The 14,810-nt window shown below is 73.0% G+C and carries 14 protein-coding genes; 11 read left to right on the top strand and 3 right to left on the bottom strand.

Features of this window, described 5'->3' with window-relative positions; all coding sequences use genetic code 11:
* Positions 1 to 57: 57 nt before the first annotated feature.
* Entirely contained in the window at positions 58 to 858 is an 801-nt protein-coding gene (locus ABT324_RS20705; RefSeq protein WP_351179841.1) for a DeoR/GlpR family DNA-binding transcription regulator, read from the bottom strand.
* 11 nt (positions 859 to 869) lie between these two features.
* Positions 870 to 1,874 (bottom strand): 4-hydroxythreonine-4-phosphate dehydrogenase PdxA, encoded by a 1,005-nt coding sequence (gene pdxA / locus ABT324_RS20700; protein ID WP_351179838.1) that lies wholly within the window; start codon positions 1,872 to 1,874, stop codon positions 870 to 872.
* Between the two features lie 301 nt (positions 1,875 to 2,175).
* Between pdxA and ABT324_RS20695 the strand changes: the two genes are divergently transcribed.
* From ABT324_RS20695 to ABT324_RS20645, 11 genes are all read left to right on the top strand, one after another.
* Positions 2,176 to 3,750: an ABC transporter substrate-binding protein gene (locus tag ABT324_RS20695; RefSeq protein WP_351179835.1), complete on the top strand. Its 1,575-nt coding sequence runs from the start codon at positions 2,176 to 2,178 to the stop codon at positions 3,748 to 3,750.
* Position 3,751: 1 nt separating this feature from the next.
* Entirely contained in the window at positions 3,752 to 4,687 is a 936-nt protein-coding gene (locus ABT324_RS20690; protein ID WP_351179832.1) for an ABC transporter permease, read from the top strand.
* Positions 4,684 to 5,574, top strand: coding sequence for an ABC transporter permease (locus ABT324_RS20685; RefSeq protein WP_351179829.1), 891 nt, complete (start codon positions 4,684 to 4,686; stop codon positions 5,572 to 5,574). The genes ABT324_RS20690 and ABT324_RS20685 overlap by 4 nt, the downstream gene beginning before the upstream one ends.
* Positions 5,571 to 6,377 (top strand): ABC transporter ATP-binding protein, encoded by an 807-nt coding sequence (locus tag ABT324_RS20680; protein ID WP_351179826.1) that lies wholly within the window; start codon positions 5,571 to 5,573, stop codon positions 6,375 to 6,377. The genes ABT324_RS20685 and ABT324_RS20680 overlap by 4 nt, the downstream gene beginning before the upstream one ends.
* Positions 6,374 to 7,201 carry an ATP-binding cassette domain-containing protein gene (locus tag ABT324_RS20675; RefSeq protein ID WP_351179823.1) on the top strand — a complete coding sequence of 276 codons (828 nt, stop codon included), beginning with the start codon at positions 6,374 to 6,376 and terminating at the stop codon, positions 7,199 to 7,201. The genes ABT324_RS20680 and ABT324_RS20675 overlap by 4 nt, the downstream gene beginning before the upstream one ends.
* A complete protein-coding gene (locus ABT324_RS20670) occupies positions 7,198 to 8,145 on the top strand; it encodes an aldo/keto reductase (protein WP_351179820.1) in 948 nt (315 codons plus the stop codon). The genes ABT324_RS20675 and ABT324_RS20670 overlap by 4 nt, the downstream gene beginning before the upstream one ends.
* A gap of 95 nt (positions 8,146 to 8,240) precedes the next feature.
* Entirely contained in the window at positions 8,241 to 9,008 is a 768-nt protein-coding gene (locus tag ABT324_RS20665; protein ID WP_351179817.1) for an HpcH/HpaI aldolase family protein, read from the top strand.
* Positions 9,005 to 10,174: a sialidase family protein gene (locus tag ABT324_RS20660; RefSeq protein ID WP_351179815.1), complete on the top strand. Its 1,170-nt coding sequence runs from the start codon at positions 9,005 to 9,007 to the stop codon at positions 10,172 to 10,174. The genes ABT324_RS20665 and ABT324_RS20660 overlap by 4 nt, the downstream gene beginning before the upstream one ends.
* Positions 10,171 to 11,112 carry a phosphoglycerate dehydrogenase gene (locus ABT324_RS20655; RefSeq protein ID WP_351179812.1) on the top strand — a complete coding sequence of 314 codons (942 nt, stop codon included), beginning with the start codon at positions 10,171 to 10,173 and terminating at the stop codon, positions 11,110 to 11,112. Before ABT324_RS20660 ends, ABT324_RS20655 begins: the two co-directional genes overlap by 4 nt.
* Positions 11,113 to 11,224: 112 nt before the next feature.
* A complete protein-coding gene (locus ABT324_RS20650; RefSeq protein ID WP_351179809.1) occupies positions 11,225 to 12,622 on the top strand; it encodes an Nramp family divalent metal transporter in 1,398 nt (465 codons plus the stop codon).
* Between the two features lie 141 nt (positions 12,623 to 12,763).
* Positions 12,764 to 14,038: an SLC13 family permease gene (locus ABT324_RS20645; RefSeq protein WP_351179806.1), complete on the top strand. Its 1,275-nt coding sequence runs from the start codon at positions 12,764 to 12,766 to the stop codon at positions 14,036 to 14,038.
* A gap of 6 nt (positions 14,039 to 14,044) precedes the next feature.
* On the opposite strand, the gene ABT324_RS20640 is transcribed toward ABT324_RS20645, so the two are convergent.
* A complete protein-coding gene (locus ABT324_RS20640) occupies positions 14,045 to 14,773 on the bottom strand; it encodes a LysR substrate-binding domain-containing protein (protein WP_351179803.1) in 729 nt (242 codons plus the stop codon).
* Between the last annotated feature and the right edge of the window lie 37 nt (positions 14,774 to 14,810).

The following is a 14,810-nucleotide window of genomic DNA, read 5'->3' as shown; positions in this document are numbered from 1 at the left end:
ACGATCTTCGTTCGGCCCAAGTATGGCCCACCGGCCTGACAGCGCTCGCGAAGTTCGCTAACAGGAGGTTGCCGACACGTCGTTGCCGTGCTCGTCGGCGACGACGACCGCAACCCCCTTGGCGCGAAACGGTTCCAGGTCCGCACCGGTCGCCGCGGCATCCGTCACGAGTGTCCACTTAGGAGGTAGCGGGGCCCAGGCGTGGAACGGGCGGCGGCCGATCTTGGCCGCGTGGACCAGCACGTAGACGTGGTCGCCGCGGCGCGCCATCAGCTCCTTGAGCCGGGTCTGCCGGATGTCTGCCTCGCAGATGCCGTCCTCCGCGGTGACCCCGTCCGCGCCCAGGAAGACCCGGTCGAAGGTCCGGCGTTCCAGCGCCGCTTCGGCCAGCGGACCGATGAACCCCTGGCTCTTCGGGCGCAGCACCCCGCCGAGGCACTCCACCGTCACGTCCTCGGCCGACGCCAGCTCCTGCAGGGCCGTCATGCCGGTCGTCACCACCGTCAGCGCCGGGCCGCCGCGCAGCTCGTGGGCGAGGGCTCCGGTGGTCGAACCCGCGTCGAGCAGCACGGTTTCGCCCGCGCCGAGCTGGCGGGCCGCCCACCGGGCGATCGCGCGCTTGGCCTCGAACTCCTCGCCGACGCGTTGACGCAGGCTCGCCTCCGGGTGGGCGACGATCGCCATCGCCCCGCCGTAGGTGCGGGCCAGCGCGCCCGCGCGCTCGAGGTGGGCCAGGTCGCGCCGGATCGTCGACGCAGTGACCCCGAAGTGGGCGGACAGCTCGTCCACACCGGCCAGACCGGTGGTGGTGGCCAGCTGGACGATGGCCTCCCGGCGGAGCTTGGAATCGCGGGCCACTCGTCGTCCCTTCAGCCGACCGAAACCGGTGCCAGGTCCGCGGCCTGGCGCAACGCCTCGACCATGCTACCCACCTCCGCGACGCCGGTTCCGGCGATGTCGAAGGCCGTCCCGTGGTCCACCGACGTGCGGATCACCGGCAGCCCCACGGTGATGTTCACGCCCGCCTCGATGCCCAGCACCTTGACCGGCGCGTGCCCCTGGTCGTGGTACATCGCCACGATCAGGTCGTAGTCACCGCGGCTGGCGAGGAAGAACGCGGTGTCGGCGGGCAGCGGGCCGCGCGCGTCGATGCCCTCGGCGCGCAGCTGCTCCAGCGCCGGGACGATCTTCGCCTCCTCCTCGCCCGCGCCGAACAGCCCGTTCTCCCCCGCGTGCGGGTTGATCCCGCACACCCCGATGACCGGCGCCTCGACCCCCGAGGCGCGGATCGCCACGTGGCCGCGGCGGACGGTGCGGGCCACCAGGCCGGGCTCGATCCGCGCGATCGCGTCGACCAACCCGATGTGCGTGGTCACGTGGATGACCTTGACCTTCGGCGTGGACAGCATCATCGACACCTCCTCGGTGCCGGTGAGCGCGGCGAGCAGCTCGGTGTGCCCCGGGTAGAGGTGCCCGGCGGCGTGCAGCGCCTCCTTGTTGAGCGGGGCGGTGCAGATCGCCTGCACCTCCCCCGCCACCGCGAGTTCCGCGGCGACGCGCACGTACTGGTAGGCGGCTTCACCGGCGACCGCGCTCAGCTTCCCCCACGGCAGGTCCGCCGGGAGCAGCCCGAGGTCGACGACGTCGATGCGCCCGGGCTCGAACCGGGCTTCGGCAGGGGAGCCGACCTCGACGACCTCGACCGCGGTGCCGCGCAGCCGGGCGGCTTCCCGCAGTCGGTGGGCGTCCCCGATGACCAGGGGTCGGCACAGCTCGTGCACGGCCGCGTCGGCGAGCGCGCCCACCACGACTTCGGGACCGACACCAGCCCCGTCCCCCATGGTGACGGCGATGACGGGCGACGACGGACTCACTGGGCCTCCTGGGGGTCGGGCTGGCGGGGTGGTCGCGACCAGGCCACCGGGCCGGGGCGCGCACGCTTGCACTCCGTGATTGTGCGCGAAACGCGCAAGTTTGGCCACCGGCCCTGCCGTCTCGCCATTCCCAGGGGATGCCACCAGAACCGGCAAAGCTGGTGATCTTCGGCGCGTTGACGACCACACCCGCACAGCACTTTCTGCGCGAATCACGCTATCTATATTGCGCATCTCGCGCAACTATGTCAGCGTGTCGCACCAACAGGCCCTCGGCAACGGTGCTCACGGGAGGTTCCAGGTGCGGACGGCGACGCCGCGATCGGCGCGGTTATCCCGAAGAACACTGCTCAAAGCGCTCGGCGTCGCCGGCGGCGCGGCGGTCCTCCCCGGCTGCGCGGGCCCCACCGGCGGACCCCCGCCCGGTTCGGTGAGCCTCGGGCTCAACCGCACGCTCGTCTCGCTGGACAACAAGCTCAACCAGTTCGACGCCGCGGTCACCGTGCAGCGCGCGGTGCGCCAGGGGCTGACCCGCATCGGCCCCGACCTCACCCCCGTACCGGTGCTCGCCGACCGGTTCGAGCGCACCGCCCCGGCGCAGTGGACGGCGCGGCTGCGCGAGGGGCTCCGCTACTCCGACGGCAGCCCCGTCCGCATCGCCGACGTCAGCACCGCGCTGGAGATGTACCGGCAGGTCAGCGGCTCCTACCTGGCGGCGTTCTTCCCGGAGTGGCCGACCGTGGTGCCCGTCGACGACCGCACCTTCACCCTCGAGACCGAGCACCCGCTGCCGGTCCTGGACTACCTGATGGCCAACATCCTCATCACCCCGGCCGCGGCGAACCGCCCGGAGGAGCTGCAGAGCGGGGTCGGCACCGGCCCGTACGTGGTGGTGGCGTCCAACCGCGGCACCGGCGAGTACACCCTGCGCCGCAACGAGGACTACTGGGCCGCACCGCCGCGCGTGGCGCAGGTCCAGGTGCGGTTCGTGCCCGAGGAGTCCAACCGCGTGGTCGGGCTGCGCTCCGGCGAGCTCGACATCATCGACACCATCTCCCCCGACTCGGCCGTGCAGCTGCGCGGGCTGCCCGACGTCGCCATCGAGCAGGTCCGCGGCACCCGGATCAACCAGCTCTTCTACAACTTCCGCAAACCCGCCGACCACCCGCTGGCCAAGGCCTCCGTCCGGCAGGCCCTTTCGCTCGCGGTGGACGGGCGGCGGCTGGCCGAGGAGGTGCTGTCCGGTTCGGTGCGCTCGGCCACCGGTCCGGTCGCCGAGACGCTCAACGGCGCCGTCCGCTGCGGCAGCTACGAGTTCGACCCGCGGCGCGCCAAGCAGGTCCTGGAAGCCGAGGGCATCAGCCACGGCGACCTGCGGCTCACGCTGATCTGGGAGACCGGGGAGTTCGCCGGCGACACCAGCGTGATGGAAGCCGTCGTGCAGATGCTCGGCGACATCGGGGTCCCGGTGGCGCTGCGCCAGTTCGAACCCGGCGGCGACATCTCCGAGTGGCGCCAGGGCCGCGGCGGGGACTGGGACGTGCTGGGCAACGGCTACGCCTCCCCCGTCGGCGCGGCGCTGCCGATCCTGCAGGGCATGTACGGCGGCACCCCCGAGCGCGAGCTCACCCGCGACACCTACCAGGGCTACGTCAACCACGAGGTGCTCGCCCTGCTCGACGAGGCCTACGCCGAGGTCGACACCGCCCGCCGCCAACAGGTCACCGCCCGGTTGCAGCAGGTGGTGTGGGACTCGTGGCCAGCGATGTGGGCGTTCGTGCCGAACTCGGTGCTGGCCTACCGCACCCGCGTCACCGACGTCTCGCTGGAGGCCACCAACTCCTACGAGCTCACCGGCATCGGTCTGGGGGCGTGAGGTGGTCCGCTACGTCGCGAAGCGGCTCGGCCAGAGCGCGCTGGTCGTGCTGCTCACCGTCTCCACCGTGTTCGTGCTGATCCGGATGGCGCCGGGCGATCCGGCCACCGCCTTCGCCGCACCCAACGCCAGCACCGAGGACCTGGCGGAGATCCGCGCCCAGCTCGGCCTGGACGGCTCGATCCCCGCGCAGTACCTGACGTTCCTCGGGCAGCTGTTCACCGGGGACCTCGGCACGTCCTACTCGTTCCGGGCCCCCGCGCTGGACGTGGTGCTCGGCCGCGTCCCCTACACGATCACGCTGGCGCTGGCCGCGATCGCGCTCACCGCGGTGGTCGCGCTGCCGCTGGGGATCTGGATGTCCCGCCGCGCCGACTCCGCGCGCGAGACCGGCGCGAACGTCGCGGTGGTCGCCGCCCAGTCGATGCCCGAGTTCTGGAGCGGCATCATGCTGCTCACCGCCTTCTCCGTGCTGCTGCCGGTGCTGCCCGCCTCCGGCTTCACCACGTGGTCGGGGCTGGTGCTGCCCGCGGTCACCGTCGCGCTGCTGCAGGTCGCGCTCATCTCCCGGCTGGTGCGCCGCGAGATGGTCGGCAACCTGACCGCGCCGCACGTCGCGGTGGCCCGCGCGCACGGCATCCCGGAGCACCGGATCCTGTGGCGCTACGCGCTCGGAAACTCGGCCATCCCGGTGCTCACCGCGCTGGGCACCCGGTTCGCCGCGATGCTCAACGGCGTCGTCGTGGTCGAGGTCGTGTTCAACTGGCCCGGCGTCGGCTCGCTGGTGGTGCGCGCGCTGGAAACCCGCGACTACCCGCTGATCCAGGCGACGGTGCTGGTCACCGCCGCGCTGGCGATCCTCGCCCAACTCCTCGTCGACCTGCTGTACCCGCTGCTGGACCCGCGGGTGCGCCTCGGAAGGGACACGGCGCGATGAACACCACGACGGAGCGGCCCAGCCGCGTCACACCCGCCCACCTGCGGAGGGCCAGCGCCACCCGCCGGTCCCGCACCGCGACGGCGAAGATCTGGGCCGGGGCGATCCTCACCGCGCTGGTGGTGCTGCCGGTCGCGCTCGCCGACCTGCTCCCGCTGCCCGCGGCCACCGAGCAGGACCTCGGGGCGCGGCGGCTGCCGCCGATCACCGACGGGCACCTGTTCGGCACCGACCAGCTGGGCCGGGACGTGCTGGCCCGGGTCCTCGAAGGCGGGCAGGTGTCGATCCTCATCGGGGTGCTCGCCGTGGTCGTCTCCGGCCTGATCGGGCTCGCCGCGGGCGCCGCGGCCGGGTACTTCGGCGGTTGGGTGGACGCGGTGGTCTCCCGCCTGCTCGAAGCGCAGATGTCGTTGCCGCTGCTGATGATGCTGCTGCTCGTGGTGGCGTTGTTCGGGCCGTCGGTACCGGTGATCACCGCCGTGATCGCGATCGCCCAGTGGCCCGACGTGGCCCGCATGACGCGGTCGATGGTGCTCGTCGAACGCGAGAAGCCCTACGTGGAGGCGGCCCGCGCGCTCGGCCTCACGCACCGCGGCGTGCTGCTGCGCCACCTGGTGCCCAACGTGGTTCGGCAGACCAGCCTGGTCGTGCTCCTGCTGCTGGCGCAGGCGGTGCTGCTGGAGAGCGCGCTGAGCTACCTCGGCGCGGGTCCGGAGCGGCCGTTCCCCACCTGGGGGCGGTTGATCTCCGACGGACAGGACTACATCACCACGTCGTGGCGGCTGGTCACGCTGCCCGGCCTGGTGATCGTGCTGCTGGTGGTCGGCGTGAACCTGCTCGGTGACGGGCTGCGGGACGCCCCGCGCACTCGGAGGGGAGCGGCATGAGCAGGCTGTTGGACGTCGAGGACCTGCAGATCGAACTCATCACCGCGCGCGGTGTGGTCCGCGCCGTGGACGGGATCTCGCTGCACGTCGACCCGGGCGAGGCGGTGGCGCTGATCGGCGAGTCCGGTTCCGGCAAGTCGACCACGGCGATGGGCCTGCTGCGGCTGCTGCCGCCGGACCTGGCCGTGCTGTCGGGCCGGGCGGTGCTCGCCGGGCACGACGTCATCGCCGACCCCGCCGCGATCCAGGACCTGCGCGGGCGGGTGGTGGGACTCGTCCCGCAGGACCCGATGACCGCGCTCAGCCCGGTGCACACCGTCGGATCGCGGCTGGTGGAGCTGGTCCGCCTGCGGCACCGGGGCACCACCCGGCGGCAGGCCCGGGTGCGGGCGGCGGAACTGCTGGAACGGGTGCGGGTTCCCGACCCCGAACGGGTGCTCGAGCGCTACCCGCACCAGCTCTCCGGCGGGCTGCAGCAGCGCGTGCTGATCGCCTGCGCGCTGGTCGGCGAACCGGAGCTGCTGGTCGCCGACGAGCCGACCAGCGCACTGGACGTCACCGTGCAGGCGGGGGTGCTGGACCTGCTCATGGAGTTGCAGGAGCGCACCGGGGTGGCGATCTTGATGATCACCCACGACCTCGGCGTGGCGCGGATGGTCTCCGACCGGGTGCACGTGATGCGCGCGGGCCGGTTCGTGGAGAGCGGCGAGGTCGAGCAGGTCATCGGCGCGCCCCAGCACCCGTACCCGAAGGAGCTGCTGGCCGCCGTGCCGCGGCTGTCCGGTGAGGGGGCGACGGCGTGAGCGAGGTCCTGCGGGTGGAAGACCTGGTCGTCGAGTTCCCCGGCCCCGGCCGGCGGGAGGTGTTCCGCGCCGTCTCCGGTGTCGGGTTCGGCCTGGACCGGGGCCGCACCGTTGGCATCGTCGGTGAATCCGGGTGCGGCAAGAGCACCATCGCGCGCAGCATCGTGCGCCTGCAGCGCCCCACGTCGGGCCGGATCCTGCTGGCGGGCACCGACATCTCGCAGCTGTCCGAACGGCGGCTGCGCCCGCTGCGCTCCCGGGTGCAGATGATCTTTCAGGACCCCTACGGCTCCCTCGACCCGCGGCTCACCGCCGCCGAGATCGTCGGCGAGCCGCTCAGGTTGCGCGGAGTGCGCGACCGCAGGCAGCAGGCGCGGGAACTGCTGGAGCGGGTCGAGCTGCCGCCCAGCGCGCTGGACCGGCGTCCCGCCGAGTTCTCCGGCGGGCAGCGGCAGCGCATCGGCATCGCGCGGGCGCTGGCCTGCCGCCCCGACGTGCTGGTCTGCGACGAGGCGACCAGCGCGCTGGACGTGTCCGTGCAGGCGCAGGTCCTGGCCCTGCTCAAGGACATCCAGGCCGAGACCGGGGTGGCGTACGTGGTGATCTCGCACAACCTCGGTGTGGTGCACGAGCTCAGCGACGACGTGCTGGTGCTGCGGCGCGGCGAGGTCGTCGAGCGCGGCCCGGTGGGTGCGGTGCTGACCCGCCCCGCGTCCGCCTACACGCGCGCGCTGCGCGACGCCGCCCTGGACCCGACCACGATGACCGGCCGCAAACCGCGGCACCTGCTGACCGCGATCTCCGACACGGGAGGAAGACCATGACCGACCCCAGGCTGGTGCTCGGCACGATGACCTTCGGCGACACCGCTGCGGCCGCCGAGGCCGAGGCGATGCTGGACGCCGCGCTCGACGCCGGAATCACCGACGTGGACACCGCCAACGGCTACGCCGGGGGCACCACCGAGCAGCTGCTGGCACCGCTCATCGCACCCCGCCGGGACCGGATCAGGCTGGCGACGAAGGCGGGCATCCCGCACCCGGACGCCGGGGAGCATTCGCCGCTCTCGCCGCAGGGCCTGCGGGCCAGCGTCGAAGGCAGCCTGCGGCGGCTCGGCGTGGACCACATCGACCTGTTCTACCTGCACCAGCCCGACTACGCCGCGAACGTCGAGGACACCCTGCGCGCCGTCGCCGACCTGGTCGCGGAGGGCAAGGTCCGCGAGCTGGGGGTGTCGAACTTCGCGGCCTGGCAGGTCGTCGAGCTCAACCACGTCGCCGACCGGGTCGGCGCGCCCCGGCCGGTGGTGGCGCAGCAGCTCTACAACCTGCTGGCGCGCCGGATCGACGACGAGTACGCGGCGATGGCGAGGTCCACCGGACTGGGCACAGTGGTCTACAACCCGCTCGGCGGCGGGCTGCTCACCGGCAAGCACCACTTCGGCAGCGACCCCGGCAGCGGGCGCTTCGGCGACTCGCTGCTCGCCGGGATGTACCGGCAGCGCTACTGGGACGAGCGGCTGTTCGAGGCCGTCTCGGCGCTGGGGCGGATCGCCGAGGGCGCCGGGCTGCCGCTGACCGAGTTGGCGCTGCGCTGGCTGCTGACCCGGCCGGTCGTCGACGCCGTGCTGCTCGGAGCATCCAAACTGGACCACCTCACCTCGAACATCACCGCGTTGCGCAAGGGCCCGCTGCCCGCCGACGTCGCCGCCGCCTGCGACGAGGTCGGCGCCGCGCTGCGCGGCCCCATGCCCGCCTACAACCGCTGAGACCGCCCTTGCGTGGAAATCGCGCCTCCGATCCCAATGGGGATCGCGCGCCCAGCGCCCAACCCGGGCACTTCGGAGACCAGGAGGACATCGCCGTGACCGCACTCGACTTCGCCCGCCGCATCCGGAACCGCCAGCAGGCCATCGGCTACTGGGTGGTGCTCGACGACCCGATCGCCACCGAGCGCCTCGCCCGGCTCGGCTACGACTACGTCGCAGTCGACGCCCAGCACGGCCTGCTCGGCTACACCGGCATCCGCGACGCGGTGCTCGCCATCGACGCGGGCGCCACCTCGGCGGCCGTGGTACGCGTCGAGCAGAACGACCCCTTCGCCATCGGCCGCGTGCTCGACGCGGGCGCGACGGGCGTCATCGTGCCGCTGGTCGACACCGCCGAGGACGCCGCGGCGGCGGTGCGCGCCACCCGCTACCCGCCGGAGGGCCGCCGCTCCTACGGGCCGATGCGCTCGCAGCTGCGCGTCGGCCCCGACCCGGCCGAGGCGAACGAGTCGGTGCTGGTGCTGGCCATGGTCGAAACCCCGGAGGGGTTGGCGAACGTCGCCGAGATCTGCGCGACGCCCGGCTTGGACGGGGTGTACGTCGGCCCGTCGGACCTGCGGCTGGCGGTCGGCGGCGCGACCTCGACCGACCCCGCGGTGGACGACGTCTTCGAGGAGGCGGTGGCCAAGATCGCCGAGGCCGCGGCGCAGGCCGGGATCGCCGCGGGCATCCACACCCCCAGCGGCGAGGTCGCCCAGCGGCGGCTCGCGCAGGGCTACACCTACGCGACGGTGGCCTGCGACCTCGTGCACCTCGAACAGGCGGCGAAGGCGCACCTGGCGTCCGCGCGGGGTGAGCGGTGAGGCTGCGCGAGAACGGCCCCGGGCGCGCCGACGCCACGCTCACCGCCCCGGTCGCGCAGTGCCACGCGGCGAACCTCGCCGTGCTGCCGGGCGGGGATCTCGGCTGCGCCTGGTTCGGCGGCACCCAGGAGGGCGTGCACGACATCCGCATCTGGTTCTCCCGCCTGGCGCCGGACGGCGACACCTGGTCGGAGCCGGTCGCGCTCACCGGTGACCCGGACCGCTCCGAGCAGAACCCGGTGCTGTTCAACGCACCGGACGGCGTGCTGTGGCTGCTGTGGACCGCGCAGCGCGCGGGCCGCCAGGACACCGCCGAGGTGCGGTCCCGCCGCTCCCCCGACGGCGGCCGGACCTGGGACGAACCGCGGGTCCTGCTGCCCGCCGACGAGCTGGGCGGGGTGTTCATCCGGCAACCGGTCCAGGTCACGGCGGAGGGCACCTGGCTGCTGCCCGCCTTCCGCTGTACCACCCCCACCACCGGCACCTGGACCGGCGGCGAGGACACCAGCGCGGTGTACGCCAGCCGGGACGCGGGCGCGAGCTGGACGCGCCACGACGTGCCGAGCAGCCGCGGGTCGGTGCACATGAACGTGCTGCCCTCCGGTGCGGGCTACGTGGCGTTCTACCGGAGCCGCTTCGCCGACGTGATCCGCACCAGCAGCTCGCCGGACGGTCTGGAGTGGACGGTCCCGGAACCGCTGCGGCTGCCCAACAACAACTCGTCGATCCAGGCGACCACGCTCGCCGACGGCCGGATCGCGCTGGTCTACAACGCCAGCAGCGCGGCCGACGCCACGCACCGCCGGGCCGGCCTCTACGACGAGGTGGACGAGCACGGCGCGCTCGCCGGGCAGGAGCGGGCCGCGGTCGCCGTCGACGGCGGCTGCGACGACCGGGAGGCGTTCTGGGGCGCGCCGCGGGCCCCGCTGGCGCTGGCGACCTCGGCCGACGGTGGGCGCACCTGGCACCGGCACCCCGACCTCGCCCAGGGGGAGGGCACCTGCCTGACCAACAACTCCCGCGACGGGCTGAACCGGGAGCTGTCCTACCCGTCGATCGTCCAGGACGACCGCGGCCGGGTGCACGTGGCGTTCACCCACCACCGGTCGTCCATCACCCACGTCCGGCTCGACCCGGACTGGCCCGGCTGGCAGGAGGTCGCATGACCCTGGTCCTGGTCACCACCCCGACGTTCGGCCGGTTCTCCACCGAGCCGTGGGACATGCTGCGCGACGCGGGCGTGCGCGCCGAACGGCCCCGCGAGGACGCCGCGCTGCCCCGCGCCGACATGCTCGACCGGGTCGGGGAGGCCGAGGCGCTGATCGTGGGCATGGACCGGATCGACCGCGAGGTGTTCGAGGCGGCGCCCCGGCTGAAGGTCGTCGCCAAGCACGGCGTCGGCTACGACAACATCGACCTCGACATCGCGCGCGAGGCCGGGGTCCGGGTGGTCTACGCGCCCGGCAGCAACTCGCGCGCGGTCGCCGAGCTGACGTTCGGGCTGCTGCTCGACGTCGCGCGCGGGATCAGCGCGAACGACCGGGCGGTACGCGCCGGGGGCTGGCCCAAGACCTTCGGCGGCGAGCTGGCCGGGCGGGGCCTGGGCATCATCGGCTTCGGCCGGATCGGTCGGCTGGTGGCCGGGTACGCGACCGCGTTCGGCATGACCGTGACCGCGCACGACCCGCACCTGCCCGCCGAGGCGTTCGGCGAGGTCCCGGCGGTCGACCTGGACACCGTGCTGGACAACGACGTGGTGAGCCTGCACCTGCCCGCGACACCCGGGGCCGAGCCGCTGCTGGACCGCGACCGGCTGACCGCGATGCGCCCCGGCTCGATCCTGCTCAACGCCGCGCGCGGCGGGTTGGTCGACGAGTCGGCCGCGGCGGAGCTGCTGCACAGCGGGCACCTGGCCGGTGCGGGCTTCGACGCCTTCGCCGTCGAACCGCTGGCCGCGAGCCCGCTGCGCGCTGCGCCCAACGTGGTGCTCACCGCGCACATCGGCGCGTGCAGCAGGGAGGCCAACCGGGCGATGGGGCTCGCGGTCGCCGAAGGCGTGCTCGCCGCGCTCAACGGCGCCGAACCCCCGCACGCCGCCGCCTGAGCCGAACCACCCGGAGAACCGCGCAGAGAACGAGGAAGTCGATGGAGATCGAACACGTCCGCCCCGGCCGGTCGCGATCAGCGCCGGTCGACCCCGCCCCGGAGCTGGTCCGATGAGCGGCACGAGCACACGGGTGGACCCGTACGCGCTGAGCGCGGAGGACGTCGCGGAGCCGCCGACGACGTTCCGGGCGCGGTTGCGCTACCTCGGCCCCGGCATGATCCTCTCGGCTGCGGTGGTGGGCTCGGGTGAGCTGATCCTGACCACCTCACTCGGGGCCCGCGCCGGTTTCGCCCTGCTGTGGCTGATCATCGCGGCGACCACGGTGAAGGTCTGGGTGCAGCTGGAGCTCGGCCGCCTCACCGTCCTGCACGGACGACCGGCGCTGGAGGCCTTCAGCGACGTCAAGCCGCGCACCCGGCGGGGCGGCTGGATCAACTTCCTGTGGATCGGCATGGACTTCGCCAAGATGTTCCAGCGCGGCGGGATCATCGGCGGCGCGGCCGCGGCGTGCTCGGTGCTGTGGCCGATCGCGGGCGCCCCGCTGAGCTGGACCTCGACGGCGGTGTGGTCGCTGATCATCGTGGTGGGGACGGTCGCGCTGCTGCGCAGCAGCCGCTACTCCACCGTCGAGACGGCTTCGGTGCTCGCGGTCGCGCTGTTCACGCTGATCACCGTCGCGCTGGCGCTGGCGCTGCCGTTCACCGAATTCGGTTGGACGCCAGGAGACCTCGCCGGCGGACTCCAGCTGGCGGTGCCCGCCGGGGCGCTGGGCATGGCGGTGGCGATGTTCGGCCTGACCGGCGTAGGCGCCGACGAGATGACCACCTACACCTACTGGTGCCTGGAGAAGGGCTACGCCCGCTGGACCGGCCCCGCCGACGGCACCCCGGAGCGGGACCGTCGCGCGGTGGGCTGGCTGAAGGTGATGCAGCTGGACGTCGCGGTCTCCTGGCTGGTGTGCACGCTGTGCACGCTGTCGTTCTACGTCATCGGCGCCTCGGTGCTGCACCCGCAGCAGCTGGTGCCCGAGGGCAACGACATGATCACCATCCTGTCCCGGATGTACACCGACACGCTCGGCCCGTGGGCGGAGGTGCTGTTCCTGCTCGGTGCCATCGCGGTCCTGTTCTCCACGATCGTCGGCTCGACCGCGAGCGTGCCGCGCCTGTGGACCAACACGCTCGGCATCCTCGGTGTCCTGGACTGGCGGGACCCCGTGGTGCGGGAGCGCGCGATCCGGGCCCTGACGTACTGCCTGCCCCCGCTGTGGGCGGCGTCCTACCTGTTCGTCCAGTCCCCGGTGCTGATGGTCCAGATCGGCGGGTTCGGCGGTGGCGTCTTCCTCGTCGCGGTGGTGATCGCCGTCTGGTATCTGCGCGCGCGGGAACCGGACAAGCGCCTGCGCCCGCACCCGCTGGTGACCGCGGCACTGGTCCTGAGCAGCCTGGCGATCGCGGCCCTCGGCGCCTACTCCGCCCTGGAGGTATTCGGCATCGAGATCCGCTGAACCGGCGGCGCAGTGGCTGAGCCAGTTGGCCACCGAGGTCTTGACTTCGGCGGGTTGATCGCTGAAAGTGGCCTAGCCAGTCAGCCACTGTGCCGCGCACCACACCGTGGTGGCGGCTGCCCGCCCGGCAAGGAGGCAACGGTGCCGCCCGAGTTGACATCGATCCTGGTGCTGGTCGCCGCGTTCGTCATCGCCACCACGCTCTCGATCAACATGGGCGTGCTGGCCTTCGCCGCGGCCTTCCTGGTCGGCACGCTGGTCGGCGGGATGTCCGAGGACGACATCTTCGCCGGGTTCCCCGGTGACCTGTTCGTCGTGCTGGTCGGCGTCACCTTCCTGTTCGCCATCGCGCGGGCCAACGGCACCACCGACTGGTTGGTGCGCCAGGCCGTGCGGCTGGTCGGCGGGCGGATCGCGCTGATCCCGTGGGTGATGTTCGGCATCGGTGCGGTGCTGACCGCCATCGGCGCGGTCAGCCCGGCCGCGGCCGCCATCGTCGCCCCGATCGCGCTGAACCTCGCCGCCCAGCACCGGATCAACCCGCTGCTCATGGGCGCGATGGTGGTGCACGGGACGCAGGCCGGGAGCTTCTCCCCGATCAGCATCTACGGCACGATCGTCAACGGCGTGCTGGACCGCAGCGGGCTGCCGGGCAACCCGGTGGTGCTGTTCCTGGGCAGCCTGGTGGTCAACGCGGTGATCGCCGCCGTCGTGTTCGTGGTGTTCGGCGGGCTGCGCCTGCGGCGCACCGCCGAGGCCGAGCAGCTGGTCACCGTCGGCGCGGGTAGCGGCGGCGAGGAGCCCGCCGAGGAGGTCGGCCTGAACCGGGACCGGGTGCTCACGCTGGCTGGCCTGGTCGTCCTGGTGGTCACCACGCTCGGGTTCGGCCTCGACGTCGGGCTGGTGGCGATGACCACCGCGGTGGTCCTGAGCGTGCTCTCCCCGAAGATGGCCAAGCAGGCGCCCAGCGAGGTCGCGTGGCCCACCGTGCTGTTGATCTGCGGCGTGCTCACCTACGTCGGCGTGCTGGAGTCGATGGGCACGATCGACTACGTGGGCCACTCCGTGGCCGGGATCGGCGTCCCGCTGCTGGCCGCGCTCCTGCTGTGCTACATCGGTGGGATCGTGTCCGCCTTCGCCTCGTCGGTGGGGCTCATGGGCGCGCTGATCCCGCTCGCCGTGCCCTTCCTGCAGGAGGGCAGCATCGGGCCGATCGGCATGATCACCGCGCTCGCGGTGGCCGCCACCGTGGTGGACGTCAGCCCGTTCTCCACCAACGGCGCGATCGTGCTGGCCAACGCCAAGGACGTCGACCGCGAGGTGTTCTTCCGGCAGCTGCTGCGCTACGGCGCGACCATCGTCGCCACCGTCCCGGCCGCGCTGTGGCTGGTGTTCGTGCTGCCCGGCCTGGGGTGAGCACGCTCAGCGGCGGCGGGGCTTGCCGCGCCTGCCGCCGCGCGGGTTCCCGGGACCGCGCGGGCGACCGGTCGGCTTCTTCGCCTCGGCCGGTCGCTTGCGCTTGTCCTGCGGGGGTGTCGGCGGGCGGCCGCGCGTGCTGTTGACCGTCCGGCCGCGCACGATGCCGATGAACTGCTCCCGCAGGTCCGTGGTCTCCTCCTCCGGCCAGGACAGCGCGACGCGGGACTGCGGGACGTCGGTCACCGGCCGGTAGGTGAGGTCCTTGCGGTGGTGCAGGCGGGCCAGCGACTGCGGGACCACCAGCAACCCCACTCCGGCCGCCACCAGCTCGATGGCGTCCCCGGTGGTGGCGGGGCGCTCGATCGCGGGCTGGCCGGGCGGGCCCGCCCAGTCGAGGGTGTCGTCGAGGGGGTGCAGCACCACCTCGTCGGCCAGGTCGTCGCTGGAGACCTCCTCGGCCGCGGTCACCACGTGGTCCTTCGGGACGACCACCACGGTCGCCTCGGTGTAGAGCGGGATCGCGTGCAGGCCGGTGCGGTCGACCGGGAACCGCAGCAGCACCATGTCCACCTCGCCGCGGCCGACCAGGTCGGCGGCGTCGGCGGCGGGCACCTGGACGAGCTCCAGCGGCACCTCGGGCACCCGCTCCGCCCACTTGCGCGCCCACTTGCCGGGCGTCACGCCCGCCACGTAGCCGAGCCTGAAGGAGGGCTGCTCGTCCGAACCAGTCACGCGGCCCAGGTTACCGGGCGTCTGCGCAGGTGGTGCC

It is taken from the genome of Saccharopolyspora sp. NPDC000359, assembly GCF_040300525.1.
Classification (GTDB): Bacteria; Actinomycetota; Actinomycetes; order Mycobacteriales; family Pseudonocardiaceae; genus Saccharopolyspora.
The sequence above is the reverse complement of the archived record's forward strand: the minus strand, read 5'-3'. Positions and strand labels throughout refer to the sequence as shown.

Bases quoted from the DNA above. Each gene is read 5' to 3' on its own strand.
- ABT324_RS20685 (WP_351179829.1), top strand. From the start codon at position 4,684: ATGAACACCACGACGGAGCGGCCCAGCCGCGTCACACCCGCCCACCTG.
- ABT324_RS20680 (WP_351179826.1), top strand. From the start codon at position 5,571: ATGAGCAGGCTGTTGGACGTCGAGGACCTGCAGATCGAACTCATCACC.
- ABT324_RS20670 (WP_351179820.1), top strand. From the start codon at position 7,198: ATGACCGACCCCAGGCTGGTGCTCGGCACGATGACCTTCGGCGACACC.
- ABT324_RS20655 (WP_351179812.1), top strand. From the start codon at position 10,171: ATGACCCTGGTCCTGGTCACCACCCCGACGTTCGGCCGGTTCTCCACC.
- ABT324_RS20650 (WP_351179809.1), top strand. From the start codon at position 11,225: ATGAGCGGCACGAGCACACGGGTGGACCCGTACGCGCTGAGCGCGGAG.